Raw genomic sequence first — 15,169 nt, forward strand, 5'->3', positions numbered from 1 at the left:
CTTTGCCGCAAGCCTTCCACATTCGCTGTGGAAAACTAAATCTTCGAAAGCATCAGGCCGCGCGCGCCTGGCTCGACAGAATGCCCAGCAGATCGGCCAGCTTGTCGCGCATCTCGCGACGGTCGACGATCAGGTCGATGGCGCCGTGGTCGACCAGAAATTCCGAGCGCTGAAAACCTTCCGGCAGTGTCTCGCGCACGGTTTGCTCGATCACACGCGGACCGGCGAAACCGATCAGCGCCTTCGGCTCGCCGATGTTGATGTCGCCGAGCATCGCCAGGCTGGCCGACACGCCGCCAGTGGTGGGATTGGTCAGCACGCTGATGTAGGGCACGCCGGCGTCGCGCAGGCGGGCCAGCGCGGCCGAGGTCTTGGCCATCTGCATCAGCGAGAACAACGCCTCCTGCATGCGCGCACCGCCGGTGGCGGAGAAGCACACCAGCGCGCTGCGGTCGGCCAGCGCACGCTCGGCGGCGCGGGTGAATTTTTCGCCGACCACCGAGCCCATCGAGCCGCCCATATAGGCGAACTCGAAGGCCACCGCCATCAGCGGCCGACCTTTCAGCAGGCCGCTCATCGCGATCATGGCGTCTTTCTCGCCGGTCTTTTTCTGCGTGGCGATGATGCGATCGCGATACTTTTTGGAATCGCGGAATTTCAGCGGATCGGTGGCCTCCATGCTGGCCCACAGCTCCTGGCCGGAACCTTCATCGAGAAACGCATTGAGGCGCGTGCGCGCCTCGATGTAACCGTGGTGACCGCACTTGGGGCAGACCATCAGGTTCTGCTCCAGCTCGGGCCGGTAAAGCACGCTGCCGCAGCCGCCGCATTTTTCCCACACGCCCTCGGGCACCGAGCCCTTGCCGGGATTCGGCTGGGGCTTGTTGCGCGTGCGCGGGTTCATGATTTTTTGCAGCCAGTTCATCGCATCACCGCTTGTTCAGGGATCGGTTCATTATCGCCTAGTCGTCAAGCCAGGTCTGCATGACGCCGGTCCGGCGCGCGACCGGCAGGCGTCAGCGCTCGTCCAGCGCGGCGCGGATCGGCGCGAGAAAGGCGTTCACGCGTTCGGCGATCGCCGCCGCATCGCCAGCACCCTCAAGCTTCTCCACCAGCGCGCTGCCGATCACCACCGCATCGGCGAAGCCGGCGATCGCCTTGGCGCTGGACGGGTCGCGGATGCCAAAGCCCACAGCCACCGGCGCCTTGGCCCGGGCGCGGATATCGGCCACGCGGACGGCAATGTCATCGGTGCTCAGATGCCCGGCGCCGGTGATGCCGGCAAACGATACGTAATACAGAAAGCCGGTAGCCGCCTCGCACAGCTGGGCCAGCCGCTCGGGCGCCGTAGTCGGCGCAGCGAGGCGTATCTGGTGCAGGCCTGCATCGATCAGCGGCTTCAGCACGGCCGCCTCTTCCAGCGGGCAATCGACCACCAGCACGCCATCGACGCCGGACTCGACCGCTTCCTTGGCAAAGCGCGCGTAGCCGTGGATTTCGATCGGATTGAGGTAACCCATCAACACGACCGGCGTGTCCGTATCGCGCGTACGGAACTCGCTGACCCATTGCAGCACATGCGCCAGGCCGATGCCTTTGGCAATCGAGCGCTCGCTGGCGTGCTGGATCACCGGGCCGTCGGCCATCGGATCGGAAAACGGCACGCCTAGCTCGATCAGGTCCGCGCCCGCGTCGACCAGGGCGTGCATCAGCGACACCGCCTGCTCGGGCGAGGGATCGCCGGCGGTGACGAACGGAATCAGGCCGGTGCGCTTGGCCGCCTTGAGCTCGGCGAAGCGCCGATCGATGCGGCTCATATCGTGACTCCTTCGCGCTCGGCAATCGTCTGCACGTCCTTGTCGCCGCGGCCGGACAGGTTGCATAGAATCAGCGCGTCTTTCGGATACTCGCGCGCCAGCTTGATCGCCTGCGCCACCGCGTGGGCCGACTCGAGCGCGGCGAGAATGCCTTCGGTACGCGCCAGCAGGTGGAACGCCTCCATCGCTTCGTCATCGGTCACGCCGACGTATTCGGCGCGGCCGGCGTCCTTGAGAAACGCGTGCTCGGGACCGACGCCCGGATAGTCGAGGCCGGCCGAAACCGAATGCGTCTCGGTGATCTGGCCATTGTCGTCGCACAGCACGTAGGTGCGATTGCCGTGCAGCACGCCAGGACGTCCGGCCACCAGCGACGCCGCGTGATGGCCGCTGGCAATGCTCTCGCCCGCCGCTTCGGCGCCGATGATGCGCACGTCGGCATCGTTGAGAAACGCGTGGAACAGGCCAATCGCATTCGAGCCACCGCCGACGCAGGCGGTCAGCGCATCGGGCAGACGGCCGTACTGCTCCAGCATCTGCTCGCGCGCCTCGCGCCCGACGATGGCGTTGAAGTCGCGCACCATCATCGGGTACGGGTGTGGACCGGCCACGGTGCCGATGATGTAGAACGTGTCGGCGACATTGGTCACCCAGTCGCGCATCGCTTCGTTGAGCGCGTCCTTCAGCGTTCTGGAACCCGAGGTCACCGGGACCACTTCGGCGCCGAGCAACTTCATGCGGAAGACGTTGATCTTCTGCCGCTCGATGTCGGTCTCGCCCATGTAGACAACGCACTTCAGGCCCAGCCGCGCGGCCACCGTGGCGCTGGCCACGCCGTGCTGGCCGGCGCCGGTCTCGGCGATGATGCGCGGCTTGCCCATGCGCTTAGCGACCAGGCCCTGGCCAACCGTGTTGTTGATCTTGTGCGCGCCGGTATGGTTCAGATCCTCGCGCTTGAGCAGGATGCGCGCGCCGCCGACGTGCTGCGACAGCCGCTCGGCGTGGTAGATCGGGCTGGGCCGGCCGACGTAATACTTCAGATCGCGGTCGAGCTCGGCGATGAACTCCGGATCGTGACGCAGGCGCTCGTAGGCCTCGGCCAGCTCGGCCAGCGGCGCCATCAGCGTTTCGGCCACATAGCTGCCGCCGTAGTCGCCAAATCGGCCGTGGGCGTCGGGATAGGCGTTGAAATCCGCGATCTTGCTCATGCACTCACTCAATCAAGACAAAAAAACATCATCCCAGCAGCAGCTGAAGCCACACAGGGGCACAACGTCGCGGATGCGCCGCCCGATGCAACGCTCGGGTTGCCATCAGGCGGAGATAACGACGGATCGAACCGCGTCGATCAAAACGGCCATCTTAGCGGCATCCTTGATACCGGGCGAAGTCTCGATGCCGCTGGCCACGTCCACCGCCCACGGTCGGGCAGTGCGAATGGCCTGCACCACGTTGTCGGCGGTGAGCCCGCCGGCGAGGATCAGTGGCTGGGTCAGGTCGCGCGGCATCTGCGACCAGTCGAACGTGCGCCCGCTGCCGCCGACCTCGCCGAGCCCGTGCCCGTCCAGCAGCAGACCGACGGCGCCCGGGTAATCGTGCAGCCGGGGCAGTGCGGCAGCACCCTCGCCCATCGCGATGGCCTTGAGATAACGCTGGCCGAACTGCACGCACCACGCGTCGCTCTCCTGCCCATGAAACTGCAGCAGATCCGGCTGCACTGCGTCGATGACGTCACGCACCAGCGTTTCGTCATCGTCCATGAACAGCGCCACCGCGCTCACGAACGGCGGCAGCGCGCGGCGAATCTGCACAGCCTGTTCGATGCTGACCCGACGGGCGCTGCGCGCGGTAAACACCAGGCCGATCGCATCCGCGCCCAGCCGCGCCGCCAGTAGCGCATCCTCGACTCGGGTCATGCCACAGCACTTGATTCGCGTCACGAGGCAATCTCCGACCCTGATGATTCGATGAGCAGCACTTCGGGCAGCGATGGTTCGAGCTGGCTGACCTCGGCCGGCAAACCCCAGTGGGTCGGGTAGCGCGGCCCCAGAAAGGTAAGCCCCGATGCCGGCGCGGTCGGGCCGGCCACCTGGCGATCGCACCCCGCCAGCAGTTCGCCCATCCATGTCGTCGGTTTCTCGCCGCGACCGACCAGCAGCAGCGAGCCGACAATGTTGCGCACCATGTGATGCAAAAAGGCATTCGCCTCGATCTCGACAAACACGTGCTCGCCCTCGCGCCGCACGCTCACATTCAGCACCGTGCGGCGCGGATGCGCGGCCTGGCAGGACAGCGCCCGAAACGCGCTGAAGTCGTGCTCGCCGCACAGTGCCTGCGCCGCCTCGTGCATCCGATCGGCGTCGAGCGGCAGGCGCTCCCAGGTGACGTAGCGAGCGTCCAGCGCCGCTCGGACCGGCCGATTGAGGATGTGGTAGCGATAACGGCGACTGCGCGCGGCGTAGCGTGCATGAAACTCCACCGCCACCGGCTGCGCCCACAGCACCGCCACGCTGCCGGGCAGATTGGACGAGACGCCGAGCACCCAGGCGCGCATGTCGCGCTGCGCCTCGCTGTCGAAATGCACGACCTGGCAGCGTCCATGCACGCCCGCATCGGTGCGGCCCGCACAGCTGATTTCCACCGGATGCGCGGCCACCGTCGATAACGCACGCTCCACGCTCGCCTGCACGCTGGCTCCGGTTTTCAGCCGCTGCCAGCCGGAAAAATCGGTGCCGTCGTATTCGATACCCAGGGCGATGCGCATGACGTTCGGTAAAAGCTCGGTCGAAGACGCACAAGATTAGCAGGTCGGTCCTGCGCATCCTTTGCCCGCTCTTTGGGCATTTCTTTTGAGGGCGCTTGCGGCACTGGACTAACTCTAGTCGGCGGCCCTAACGACGTCGGGCCGGCAAGGCCGGCCCGACAGTCAGGTACATCCGTCGCGGCAGAAGATCAGTGCAGCGTTTCCAGCAGGCGCTTGGCAACATCCTGCTGTATCTGCGTACCTTCCTTCAGCACCTCACCGAGCATGGCGCGTGCGCCGTCGGCGTCGCCCATGTCGACATAAGCGCGCGCCAGATCGAGCTTGGTATCCACCGGATCATCGTTGAAATCATCCAGGTTCAGCCCGTGGCTGTCGCCGTGGTCGCTGTCCTTGTGGAACGCTTCCGTCTGCAGCGACTGCGGCTCGGCGAAGCCAAAATTCGAAGCGGCCTTGATCGGGGCAGCATGCGAAAGCTCGTCGTGAGAGTCCGGCGGACTCAGTGGCGGCGCCACCGCGTGGTCTTCCGGCGTGGAGGCGGCAGCGCTGGGCACTTCCGGCTTGGCGCCGTCGAAATTGAAGTGGTACTCGCTGACCATCTTCGAGGGCGGCAACGGCGGCATGGCCGATGGCGTCTTCGGCGCAGGCGTTTCGAAGTCTGCAATCACGTCGTCCGACGCGTAATGGTCGATATCGAAAGCACGGCGCGCCTCGTGGATTTCGTGCGGCGGCAGCTCGACGTGGTGATCGAACAGAGGATGGCCTGGCGCGAGATCTTCGCCCATATGCAGCACGTCCTGCCATTCGTCCTGGTCGGTGTCGGTGATGTGGGCGTGCATCGCTTCGGCCGCCGCTTCGAAATGATCGACATCGCGGCGCGAGTAGTAGAGCGTGACCAGTTCCAGATGGAGGCCAATGTCGTCCGGATGTTCGGCCAGCTGATCGAGCAGCTCGTTCTGATCGATATCGCTGGGATCGTGACCGATCGACTCGGAACCAAAGCGATCGGCCAGCGACCCCGGCGACGACTCAACCGCGGCCGCGGCCTTGCGACGTCGGCCAAGCAAGGCCAGCAGCACCAATAAGACCACCGCACCGGCGCCCGCAGCCCATGCCCAGGTCTGCATGTACCAGGGATCCTCGGCAACCGGCGTTGGCGTCGGCACGATGACGGGCTTGGGCTTGACCGCGGCGGGCGCGGCAGCCGCGACGGGCGCCGTTTTCAGTGAACTGGACGCGACCGGAGCGGCGGCCGATGCAGACGCAGTTGCAGTCGCACCCGGTGCCACCGCGGTACCGGTAGCAGCGACCGTAACCGGCGGTTTTGCCACGGCCGGGGCGACGCTCGCCGGCGTCGCGGCAACGACTGGCGCCGGCTGTGCCGGCAGACCGGCGGCCTTGCGCGCCTCGGCGAGCTTGGCCTGCAGCTCGGCGATTTGATTGTCTTTGAGCGACAGCAGGCGTTCGTTCTTGCTGTTGATGTCGTTCAGATCCTGCAGCCGCGTCTTCAGATCGTTGCTCTGCTGCTGCACGCTGGCGAGGCTTTCCTTGGTGCGCTGCAGCTCCTGGCGCAAACCGGCGGACGACTGATCGCCTTTGCCACCGATCCTGCCACCCTGACCGCTAGCGCCCTGCTGGTCTGCCGGCGACACCAGCGCCAGACGATCCGTGGTGGTATTGGAGCCGGACGAGGCGGCGCCGGAGGCCGGCGAACGCGTCGCCGCATCGGCGACCGTGGTCGACTTGCCGACGCGGCCGGCACGCCAGTCGCTGTTCTGCTGCTGCACCTCGGCGACCGCCGCGGCAGCCGCCAGCGTCTGCGCTTCAGCCGCGGTGGGAATGCGCAGGATCGCGCCGCGCTTGAGCGCGTTGATATTGTCGCGATAGAACGCGTCGGGATTGGCCTGCTTCAACGCGATCAGCATCTGATTCATGCTGACGCCAACACCCGGTGCCGTGCTGCGCGCGATGGACGACAGCGTCTGCCCGCTCTCGACCGGGCCGTACTTGCCCTTGCTGGCGCCGGCGGCGGCTTCATCGGATTTCGGTTCTGCTGCCGGACGTCGCGGGCGCGGAGCCGGTGCTGGCGCCGCAGCGGTCGCCGTTGACGGCGTTGCTCGAGCCTGACGAACTGGAGGAGCCGAGCGCACAGGTACCTGCGGGGCAGCGACGACGCTGGCACCGGGCGTGGAATTGGGCGGATCGAGCAGGATGGCGAACTCGCGCACGCTTTTGCCCGCGTGGTCATTCACTTCGAGCAGCAGATCCAGATAAGGGTCGTTGACGGCAACCGTGCTGGTAATGCGGATCACCGGTCGCCCGCCGCTGTTCACCACGCTGAAACTCAGCGGCACGTTGGTTCGCCCGCCGACGATGCCGGCCCGAGCAAAGTCCTCGTTCGAGGCCAGCTGCACGGTCAGCCCTTTCAGGTCAGCCGGGGTCGCGGCGTTGATCGGGATCTCGGCCAGCAGCGGTTGCCACAGGGCCGACTTGACCTGAATCTGCCCCATATCCAGCGCCAGCACCTGGCTGCTGCCCAGTGCCAACGCGACAAGCATCGACAACTTCAACGAACGATTCATTGCGTTTTCCCCCGAACGACTCTTGACGCCATGGACGGCGCCACTGATGAAGTTGCCGACGCGGCAGCAAATGCTCCGGACGCAGGACCACTTTAGTTACATAAAGACCAATCAACAATAGCTGAAACGACCACTTGCAGTACATTCCTGTAGTTCGTTCTCGCTATTTGCACACTCTCACGGGTGTCCTGCCGCCTGTTTTGCCTGCAGCGCCTGTAATTCCTGCTGCATCTTGGCAATCGCCTGGTCCTGCTGCTGCAGGCGTTCGCTGGCCTGTTTGCTGCCGGACTCCTGCTTGGCGACCGAGTCCTGCAGCTGCTTCACCTGCGCCTGCTGCTGCTGCAGTTTCTGCTGGGCCTGGGCTAGCGAGGCCTGCGTCGCCGCGGTGGATCGAGCCTTGTGTGACGTCACCTGACCATCCGCCCAGACCGCCGAGGAAACGACCAGCAGCGCCAGAACGGCCGCTTTCAGCGCCAACGTCGTGTTTGCGCGCGCCATCACAGATAGTCCTCGATCAGCTTCTCGGCAATCTGCACGGCGTTGAGCGCGGCACCCTTGCGGATGTTGTCCGAGACGATCCACAGGTCCAGGCCGCGCTCGTGCGAAATATCCTCGCGGATGCGCCCCACGTACACCGCATCGTTGCCGGCCGCCTCCCCCACCGGGGTCGGATAGCCGCCGGGCTTGCGCTCGTCGACCAGGATCACCCCTTCCGCCTTTTCCAGCAGCTCGCGCGCCTGCTCGGCGGTGATCTTGTCGGTCGTCTCGATATGCACCGCCTCGGAATGCCCGTAGAACACTGGTACGCGCACCGCCGTCGGATTGACCTGGATCGACTCGTCCTCAAGGATCTTGCGCGTCTCCCACACCAGCTTCATTTCTTCCTTGGTGTAACCGTTGGGCTGAAAGTCGTCGATCTGCGGGATGACATTGAACGCGATCTGCACCGGGAATTTCTTGCCCGGATCGACGCTTTGGAAATTCAGCAGCGCCGCGGTCTGCCGGCCGAGCTCTTCCATGCCCGTGCGCCCCGCGCCGGATACCGACTGATACGTGGCCACATTGATCCGCTCGATCTGCACCGCGCGATGGATCGGCGCCAGCGCCACCAGCATCTGCATGGTCGAACAGTTGGGGTTGGCGATGATGCCGCGGCGCGTGTAGTCGGCGATGGCGTGCGGGTTGACCTCGCTGATCACCAGCGGCACGTCGTCGTCGTAGCGAAACTCGGAGGTGTTGTCGATCACCACGGCACCCGCCGCGGCGGCCCGCGGCGCGTGCGCGCGGCTGACCGACCCGCCGGCAGAAAAGAACGCGATATCGACGCCGGTAAAATCATAGGTATCGAGCAGCTGCACGGTCACGTCCTGCCCGGCGTATTTGACCTTGCCACCGGCCGATCGCTCGCTCGCCAGCGGTACCAGCTCGCTGACCGGAAAATCGCGCTCGGCCAGGATCGCCAGCAGCGTTTCGCCGACGGCGCCGGTGGCGCCGACCATGGCCACTTTGTAACTGCTCTTTTTACTCACTGATGGATTACCTGCAATTCCAGTTCTAGGGATGGCTCAAGGGAGAAAACATGGCGGAACAATCACGATACCGAAATCCCGCCGCGCCACAGAGTACAGGTGCAAACATTTGGACGGCCAGTTCAGCGCTCACTTTGTAAGCAACTGGGCATTGATCGGCGTGGGCGGACGCCCCGCGTGCGGACCGTGGCCCAGCGCCGCCATGACATTATCGGCCGCCAATGTGGCCATCACGCGGCGGGTTGCCTCGGTCGCGCTGCCGATATGCGGGCTAAGCACGGCGTTATCGAGCGCGAGCAGATCAGCATGCACGGCCGGCTCGCCTTCGAACACATCTAGCCCGGCGGCCGCCAGCCGCCCTTCGCGCAGGGCCGCCGCCAGGGCCGCATCGTCGACGAGACCTCCACGCGCAATATTCACCAGCACGGCGTGGGGTTTCATCATGGCCAGTTCGGCGGTGCCGATGGTGTGCCGGTTTTCTGGCGTATACGGCAGCACCAGGATCAGATGATCGGACTCCGCCAGCAGCGCATGTTTCTCGACGTAGCGCGCCCTGCAGTCCTGTTCGATATCCGCCGACAGCCGATGGCGGTTGTGATAGATCACCGGCATGCCGAAGCCCGCCGCGCGCCGCGCGATCGCCTGGCCGATGCGGCCCATGCCCAGAATACCCAGCGTCTTGCCGTGCACGTCGACACCGAGCCAGTCGTCGAAACGCATGGCGTGCCATCGTCCCGCACGCAGCCAGCGCTCGGCGGCGCCGACGCGGCGCGCGGCCGCCAGCATCAACGCCCAGGCGTAATCGGCCACGCTCTCGTCGAGCACCTCGGGCGTATTGCAGGCGAGCACGCCGGCCTTGGTCAGCGCCGGGATATCCAGATTGTTGTAGCCCACGCCAAGATTGGCGACCACCTTCAGTCGCGTATTGCCATCGAGCACCGCCGCATCGATATGATCGCCGCCGCCGAGGATCGCGCCATCGACGTCCATCAGCCTCGCTTTGAGCTGCTCGGCGGAAAGCTTCTGCTCCACGGTCTCGGCCACGACCTCGAAATACTGCCCCAGCGTCGTCAGGGTCTCGGGAAAAATGGGGCGCGATACCCATACGCGTTGTCGCTCGCTCACTTAAGCACTGTCCTTTTCAATGGAGCCTTCTGCCCTATCCGGCGTAGAACGCATCAGGGAATCCGCGGCTCGACAATACCGACGTCGCCGCATTGCGCGCGATGGCGCAGCGCATGATCGATCAGCACCAGCGCCATCATCGCCTCGGCGATGGGCGTGGCGCGAATGCCGACGCAGGGGTCGTGCCGGCCCTTGGTCACGACCTCGGTCACTTCACCGGCGGTGTTGACGCTCTGGCCAGGGATCAGGATGCTCGAGGTGGGCTTCAGCACCATCGACGCCGTCACCGGCTGTCCGCTGCTGATGCCGCCGAGAATGCCGCCGGCATGGTTGGACGTAAAGCCGTCCAGACGGATCTCGTCGCGATGCTGGCTGCCGCGCTGGCTAACCGCGGCGAAGCCATCGCCGATCTCCACGCCCTTGACCGCGTTGATCGACATCAGCGCGCTGGCCAGATCGCTGTCGAGCTTGCCGTAAATGGGCTCGCCCCAACCCGGCGGGACACCGTCAGCTACCACGTTGATACGCGCGCCGACCGAGTCGCCGGACTTGCGCAGCGCATTGATGAAGGCTTCCAGCTCGACTACCTGGCCGGCGTCGGGCCAGAAGAACGGATTCTGCTCGACCGCCTCCCAGTCGAAGGCGTTCGGCGTGATGTCGCCAATCTGCGCAAGATAACCGCGGATGCGCACGCCGTATCTCTCGGCCAGCCACTTCTTGGCAATGACGCCGGCCGCCACGCGCATGGTGGTCTCGCGCGCGGACGAGCGACCGCCGCCGCGCGGATCGCGAATGCCGTACTTCTGCCAGTAGGTGTAATCGGCGTGGCCCGGCCGGAAGGTCTGCGCGATGTCGCCGTAGTCCTTGCTGCGCTGATCGGTGTTGCGGATCAGCAGGCCGATCGGCGTGCCGGTGGTCTTGCCCTCGTACACGCCAGAGAGAATTTCCACGTCGTCCGCCTCGTGCCGCTGCGAGGTGTAGCGGCTGCGGCCGGTGGCGCGACGGTCGAGGTCAGCACGAAATTCTTCGACGCTGATCGACAGCCCGGGCGGGCAGCCGTCGATCACGCAGCCGATCGCCGGCCCGTGGCTCTCGCCAAAGGTGGTGACCGTAAAAAGCTTGCCGAAGGAATTGCTGGACATGGCGTCGATGCGTCGTGGATAACTGTTACAGCTTAACCGCGAAGCTGCTCGGCCGTGCAGCGCACCATGCTCGGTTCGATGCTTGAGACAGTGCGCATCAGGCCGCGCGTCGAGCGGCCGCCACGGTGCGAATGGCATCGGCATGCTCGATCAGATCGCGCCGCTCGAGCGCAAACACGCCCATCGCGCCGACCTTGAACTCGATCCAGATAAAAGGGACCTCCGGCAGCAGCGCCGCCAGCGCGTGCTCGCTTTCGCCCACCTCGACGATCAGCAGGCCCTCGTCGGTGAGATGCTCGGCGGCCTCGTCCAGCATGCGCAGACACAGGTCCAGACCGTCTTCGCCCGAGGTCAGCCCGAGCTTGGGCTCGTGCCGGTATTCGCCGGGCAGCGTGGTGTACTCGTTTTCGGTCACGTAGGGCGGATTGGAGACGATCAGGTCATACCGCTGGCCTTCAACGCCGGCGAACAGATCGGACTGGATCGCATGCACCCGGCCCTCCAGATGCTGGAACACGATGTTCTCGCGCGCCAGCGACAGCGCCTCTTCGCTGATATCGACGATGTCGACCTGCCAGTCCGGGTTGTACTCGGCCATGGCAATGCCGATGCAGCCCGAGCCGGTACAAAGATCGAGCGCTCGCTCGATCGGCCGATGGTCCAGCCACGGGGCAAAGCGCGACTCGATCAGTTCGGCAATCGGCGAGCGTGGCACCAGCGCGCGGCGATCGCTCTTGAACTTCAGGCCGGCGAACCAGGTTTCACCGACCAGATAGGCCACCGGCAGGCGCTCGTTGACACGGCGGTCGATTAGCGTCAGCACGGCGGCGCGCTCTTCGCTGGTCAAACGTCCCGCGCCGTAGGCTGGCGGAATATCCGGCGGCAGATGCAGGCTGGCCAGCACCAGATGGGTGGCCTCGTCGATCGGGTTGTCGTGACTGTGGCCAAAGGTCAGCCCGGCGGCCGAGAAGCGACTGGCGCCGTAGCGGATGAAGTCGATGATCGAGGCGAGTTCGGCAGTCACGGAAAATCCTGGGCAGACGCGTTCAAGGGCGGGCAGTATAAAGCCAGCGACCCAGATCGCCCGGCTTGCTTATACTGGAGGAATGACCTTCAAGATCATCTTCCAGTACGTGCTGCCCCACCGCGCCCTGTCGCGAGTGGTCTATTGGGCTACGCGCTGGACCTTCGCGCCGTGGAAAAACTGGCTGATCAGCACGATCGTGCGGAACTACCAGGTCAATATGGCCGAGGCCGCGCAGCCCGATCCGCTGGCCTATCAGCATTTCAACGCGTTCTTTACCCGCAAGCTGCGCGCCGAAGCTCGCGTTGCCGACGCCGATCCGGCCACCCTGCTCTGCCCGGCCGACGGGCGCGTCAGCCAGTCCGGCGATATCGTCGACGGGCGGATTTTCCAGGCCAAGGGCCACGACTACACGGCCGCCGAACTGCTCGGCGACGAGGCGGCGGCCGCGCCCTATCGCAACGGCCGCTTCGTCAACGTCTATCTGTCACCGCGCGACTACCACCGGGTGCACATGCCGATGGCCGGACGGCTGAAGGAAACCGTGCACGTGCCCGGCCGCATCTTCAGCGTGGCGCCGTTCGCGGTCGAGGCGATTCCGCGACTGTTCGCACGCAACGAGCGGCTGGTGTGTCACTTCGAGGGCGAGCATGGCCCGTTCGTGCTGGTGATGGTGGGCGCGATTCTGGTGTCGTCGGTCGCCACGGTGTGGGACGGCCTGGTGATCCCGCCGTATGCCTCCTCGATCAGGCGCAAGTCGTTCGAAGGCAAGAACATCACGCTGGAGCGGTTCGCCGAAATGGCTCGCTTCAATATGGGCTCCACCGTCATCCTGCTGATGCCCGCGGGCATGGCCACGCTGGATGCGCTGCAGCCGCAGCAGCCGGTGCTGGTCGGTCAGCGCATCGGCGTTTGCTGAAACCGAACCGCGAATATCGCTGGGCCGACGCGGTTGGCGGCAATTGTGATGACGCAACACGTCATTTTGTGACGTTCTAGGCGTAAGCCTAGGCAGTCCCCCACTACAGTCACCACTCAGCCAGCCAGCATGCTGGCTTGCCGTTGACCACCAAGGGGACACCATGAAACTACCCACGCGTCTCATCGTGATGCTGCGCGCGCGCCAGCTGGCCCGACAGCTTCGCGGCATCGAGCGCAGCATGCGAACCCTGCCGGAGCGCAGCCGGTCACGCCTGAGCTCACTCGCCTTGCGTGAAATTGAACAGGTCTCAAGCGGCGACATTCCTCGCATGTACGGCACCACGCCGGATGCGCGTCATCTGCCCTGGGGCCAGGGCACCGAAGCAAGTTACGAGCGCGCCTGTTCGAAAAATCCCGAAGTCGCGATGCGCGGCATCGCGCTGTGGATGGCGATGGCCTATCACGAGACCCGGCACACGACGGATCCACGCCTGCAGCCGCAGTACCGCCAGCTGATGCAACTGCTGCGGGAGATGAAGGACGTGCAGGCCACGCCCGACGCCGTCGACAACTGGATGCAGTCCGGCCGGTCCAGCCAGGCCGCATGACAAAACCGAGCCGGCTTCAGCGGCTCGGTGATTTACCCGACTAGCGGCAATCGGGAAGCTTCAGCGTCTGGCCAGGGCTGATCGAGTGATGCCTCAGGCCATTCAGCTCGGCCACTTCCTGCACGCTTGAACACTGCAACTTGTGCACGACGCTGGAAAGCGAATCGCCCCGACGAACCCTGTAAATCTTGTAGCGTCGCTCGGCCTTCGGCGCGGGTGGCGGCGGCGTATAGGCCACCACCGGAATCACCGCCGTATGCAGATCGTTGGCGAGAATCGGCCACGGGCCGTTGACGCAACGCGAGGCGTAGACCTTTTCCAGTGACCTGGGCAGCTGCAGCTCGCTGCCGGCTGGCTGCTCGGCCTGCGGATCCAGCCGGGGATTGAGGTTGCGCAAGGTGCGGAACCAGCCGTCATTCATACCGTTGGACGAACCGAGACAAACGGTGAGCTCAGACAACGAGGCCGCTCGCTTCAGCGTGACCTTACCCGGCGCGCCGTCGACCTTGGGGAACTTCAGGTTGTAACTGTCCGGATGCAGGAACAGCCACGCGGCCGCCAGCACCGACGGCACGTAGTCCCGCGTTTCCTGCGACAGCTGGTTGTAGACGCGCGGGTCGTAAAAGCTCACCGAGGTATCGTCGCCGACCACCCGGCGCAGGCGCCCTTCGCCGCCGTTGTAGGCAGCAATGGTCAACTCCAGATTGTTGTTGAACTGGCCGAGCTGCTCGTTGATGTATTCGGCGTTGGCGCGCGCCGACTCCGACGGGTCGTAGCGCAGGTCGAAGCCGCCGTCGCTGGTCAGCCCGAAGCGCGTGCCGGTGGCGTACATGAACTGCAGCGGCCCGGCCGCGCCCGAGCGCGACACCGCATGCACCTTGCCACCGGACTCCTTGGCCATGATGCCGAACAGCAGCGCCTCGGGCAGATCCGCCGCCTGATATTGCGGCCACATTTCGAAGCGCATGTACTGGTAATTGACGTACGCATCCATCAGCGCCGGGCGCCACTGGGTCAGCCACATTTCCAGCGCCGCCTTGACCGGCCCGTTCATGGCGATCAGCTCGGACAGCTTGTGCCCATGCAGCAGGGTCACGCTGCGCTGCGCCTCAGGCAGGCTGGCCGCGCCGGTCTTGCCGGTGGGCAGCGCGGCCTGGGTGGGGTCGATATCGCTGTCCAAGTCCTGATCGCCGCCGAAGTCGCCGTCTTTCAGCCGCAGCAGATGATCGAATACCGAGTAGAAGCGCTGCGAATCGCAGCCCGGCGTGCTGCCGCAGCGGGCTGCCGCCGCCTTGAGCTGGTCCAGCGACCGTGTCAGTGTGATCTGCGAAGCCTGCGTATCGCCCGAGCGCGACTGCTGCAATGCTGTTTCATAACCCTTGCTGGCCTGATCGAGCTGGCCGTAGAGCGCATCGACCTGGGCGCTCGGTTTCCCGGCCGTCGAAGGCGCCGTGGCGCAAGCGGCGAGCAGGGTAACGGCAGCAGCGAGCAGCGCGGCGCGAAGAAAGCGGAAAGGTACCGACATGGAAAGTTCGCTGGCAGCAAAGCGCTCACCATAGCCCGCACGTCGCCTCGACTCAACGACTGTCGATGCATGCACCGCTGATGCGCGCCAGCCACATCATCATCGCTACAATCCACCGGCCCCCTATGGACGCAT

The 15,169-nt window shown here is 65.2% G+C and carries 14 protein-coding genes; 2 read left to right on the forward strand and 12 right to left on the reverse strand.

The annotated features are described in order from the left end of the window. Positions 1-52: 52 nt before the first annotated feature. From accD to prmB, 11 genes are all read right to left on the reverse strand, one after another. Positions 53-925, reverse strand: coding sequence for an acetyl-CoA carboxylase, carboxyltransferase subunit beta (accD, locus tag ACDK93_RS12555; RefSeq protein ID WP_458069034.1), 873 nt, complete (start codon positions 923-925; stop codon positions 53-55). A 91-nt stretch (positions 926-1,016) separates the two neighbouring features. Continuing rightward, complete coding sequence (gene trpA, locus ACDK93_RS12560) at positions 1,017-1,817, reverse strand: tryptophan synthase subunit alpha (RefSeq protein ID WP_458069035.1); 801 nt, start codon at positions 1,815-1,817, stop codon at positions 1,017-1,019. After that, the gene (gene trpB, locus ACDK93_RS12565) at positions 1,814-3,025 is read right to left on the reverse strand and encodes a tryptophan synthase subunit beta (RefSeq protein WP_458069036.1); all 1,212 of its coding nucleotides are present in this window, start codon (positions 3,023-3,025) and stop codon (positions 1,814-1,816) included. The genes trpA and trpB overlap by 4 nt, the downstream gene beginning before the upstream one ends. A 105-nt stretch (positions 3,026-3,130) precedes the next feature. Further along, entirely contained in the window at positions 3,131-3,757 is a 627-nt protein-coding gene (locus ACDK93_RS12570) for a phosphoribosylanthranilate isomerase (RefSeq protein ID WP_458069037.1), read from the reverse strand. Further along, on the reverse strand, positions 3,754-4,581 hold the full coding sequence (gene truA, locus ACDK93_RS12575; RefSeq protein ID WP_458069039.1) for a tRNA pseudouridine(38-40) synthase TruA: 828 nt from the start codon (positions 4,579-4,581) through the stop codon (positions 3,754-3,756). Before truA ends, ACDK93_RS12570 begins: the two co-directional genes overlap by 4 nt. A gap of 188 nt (positions 4,582-4,769) precedes the next feature. Next, complete coding sequence (locus ACDK93_RS12580; RefSeq protein ID WP_458069040.1) at positions 4,770-7,160, reverse strand: FimV/HubP family polar landmark protein; 2,391 nt, start codon at positions 7,158-7,160, stop codon at positions 4,770-4,772. Positions 7,161-7,337: 177 nt separating this feature from the next. After that, positions 7,338-7,658, reverse strand: a complete 321-nt coding sequence (locus ACDK93_RS12585; protein WP_458069042.1) for a hypothetical protein — start codon at positions 7,656-7,658, stop codon at positions 7,338-7,340. Beyond that, a complete protein-coding gene (locus ACDK93_RS12590; protein ID WP_458069043.1) occupies positions 7,658-8,689 on the reverse strand; it encodes an aspartate-semialdehyde dehydrogenase in 1,032 nt (343 codons plus the stop codon). The genes ACDK93_RS12585 and ACDK93_RS12590 overlap by 1 nt, the downstream gene beginning before the upstream one ends. Positions 8,690-8,818: 129 nt before the next feature. Beyond that, the gene (locus ACDK93_RS12595) at positions 8,819-9,814 is read right to left on the reverse strand and encodes a 2-hydroxyacid dehydrogenase (RefSeq protein WP_458069045.1); all 996 of its coding nucleotides are present in this window, start codon (positions 9,812-9,814) and stop codon (positions 8,819-8,821) included. A 53-nt stretch (positions 9,815-9,867) separates the two neighbouring features. Beyond that, complete coding sequence (aroC, locus tag ACDK93_RS12600) at positions 9,868-10,956, reverse strand: chorismate synthase (protein WP_458069047.1); 1,089 nt, start codon at positions 10,954-10,956, stop codon at positions 9,868-9,870. Between the two features lie 97 nt (positions 10,957-11,053). Beyond that, positions 11,054-11,980 carry a 50S ribosomal protein L3 N(5)-glutamine methyltransferase gene (prmB, locus tag ACDK93_RS12605; RefSeq protein ID WP_458069048.1) on the reverse strand — a complete coding sequence of 309 codons (927 nt, stop codon included), beginning with the start codon at positions 11,978-11,980 and terminating at the stop codon, positions 11,054-11,056. An 82-nt stretch (positions 11,981-12,062) separates the two neighbouring features. Between prmB and asd the strand changes: the two genes are divergently transcribed. Then, the gene (gene asd, locus ACDK93_RS12610) at positions 12,063-12,899 is read left to right on the forward strand and encodes an archaetidylserine decarboxylase (protein WP_458072452.1); all 837 of its coding nucleotides are present in this window, start codon (positions 12,063-12,065) and stop codon (positions 12,897-12,899) included. Positions 12,900-13,062: 163 nt separating this feature from the next. Beyond that, positions 13,063-13,509, forward strand: coding sequence for a hypothetical protein (locus ACDK93_RS12615; protein ID WP_458069050.1), 447 nt, complete (start codon positions 13,063-13,065; stop codon positions 13,507-13,509). A gap of 40 nt (positions 13,510-13,549) precedes the next feature. Here the strand turns inward: ACDK93_RS12615 and ACDK93_RS12620 are convergent, their stop codons facing one another. After that, positions 13,550-15,034 (reverse strand): transglycosylase SLT domain-containing protein, encoded by a 1,485-nt coding sequence (locus ACDK93_RS12620; protein ID WP_458069052.1) that lies wholly within the window; start codon positions 15,032-15,034, stop codon positions 13,550-13,552. Positions 15,035-15,169 lie beyond the last annotated feature (135 nt).

It is taken from the genome of Rhodanobacter sp. BL-MT-08, assembly GCF_054161255.1.

Bases quoted from the DNA above. Each gene is read 5' to 3' on its own strand.
- trpA (WP_458069035.1), bottom strand. From the start codon at position 1,817: ATGAGCCGCATCGATCGGCGCTTCGCCGAGCTCAAGGCGGCCAAGCGC.
- ACDK93_RS12580 (WP_458069040.1), bottom strand. From the start codon at position 7,160: ATGAATCGTTCGTTGAAGTTGTCGATGCTTGTCGCGTTGGCACTGGGC.
- asd (WP_458072452.1), top strand. From the start codon at position 12,063: ATGACCTTCAAGATCATCTTCCAGTACGTGCTGCCCCACCGCGCCCTG.
- trpB (WP_458069036.1), bottom strand. From the start codon at position 3,025: ATGAGCAAGATCGCGGATTTCAACGCCTATCCCGACGCCCACGGCCGA.
- truA (WP_458069039.1), bottom strand. From the start codon at position 4,581: ATGCGCATCGCCCTGGGTATCGAATACGACGGCACCGATTTTTCCGGC.
- ACDK93_RS12620 (WP_458069052.1), bottom strand. From the start codon at position 15,034: ATGTCGGTACCTTTCCGCTTTCTTCGCGCCGCGCTGCTCGCTGCTGCC.
- ACDK93_RS12615 (WP_458069050.1), top strand. From the start codon at position 13,063: ATGAAACTACCCACGCGTCTCATCGTGATGCTGCGCGCGCGCCAGCTG.
- accD (WP_458069034.1), bottom strand. From the start codon at position 925: ATGAACTGGCTGCAAAAAATCATGAACCCGCGCACGCGCAACAAGCCC.
- ACDK93_RS12585 (WP_458069042.1), bottom strand. From the start codon at position 7,658: ATGGCGCGCGCAAACACGACGTTGGCGCTGAAAGCGGCCGTTCTGGCG.
- aroC (WP_458069047.1), bottom strand. From the start codon at position 10,956: ATGTCCAGCAATTCCTTCGGCAAGCTTTTTACGGTCACCACCTTTGGC.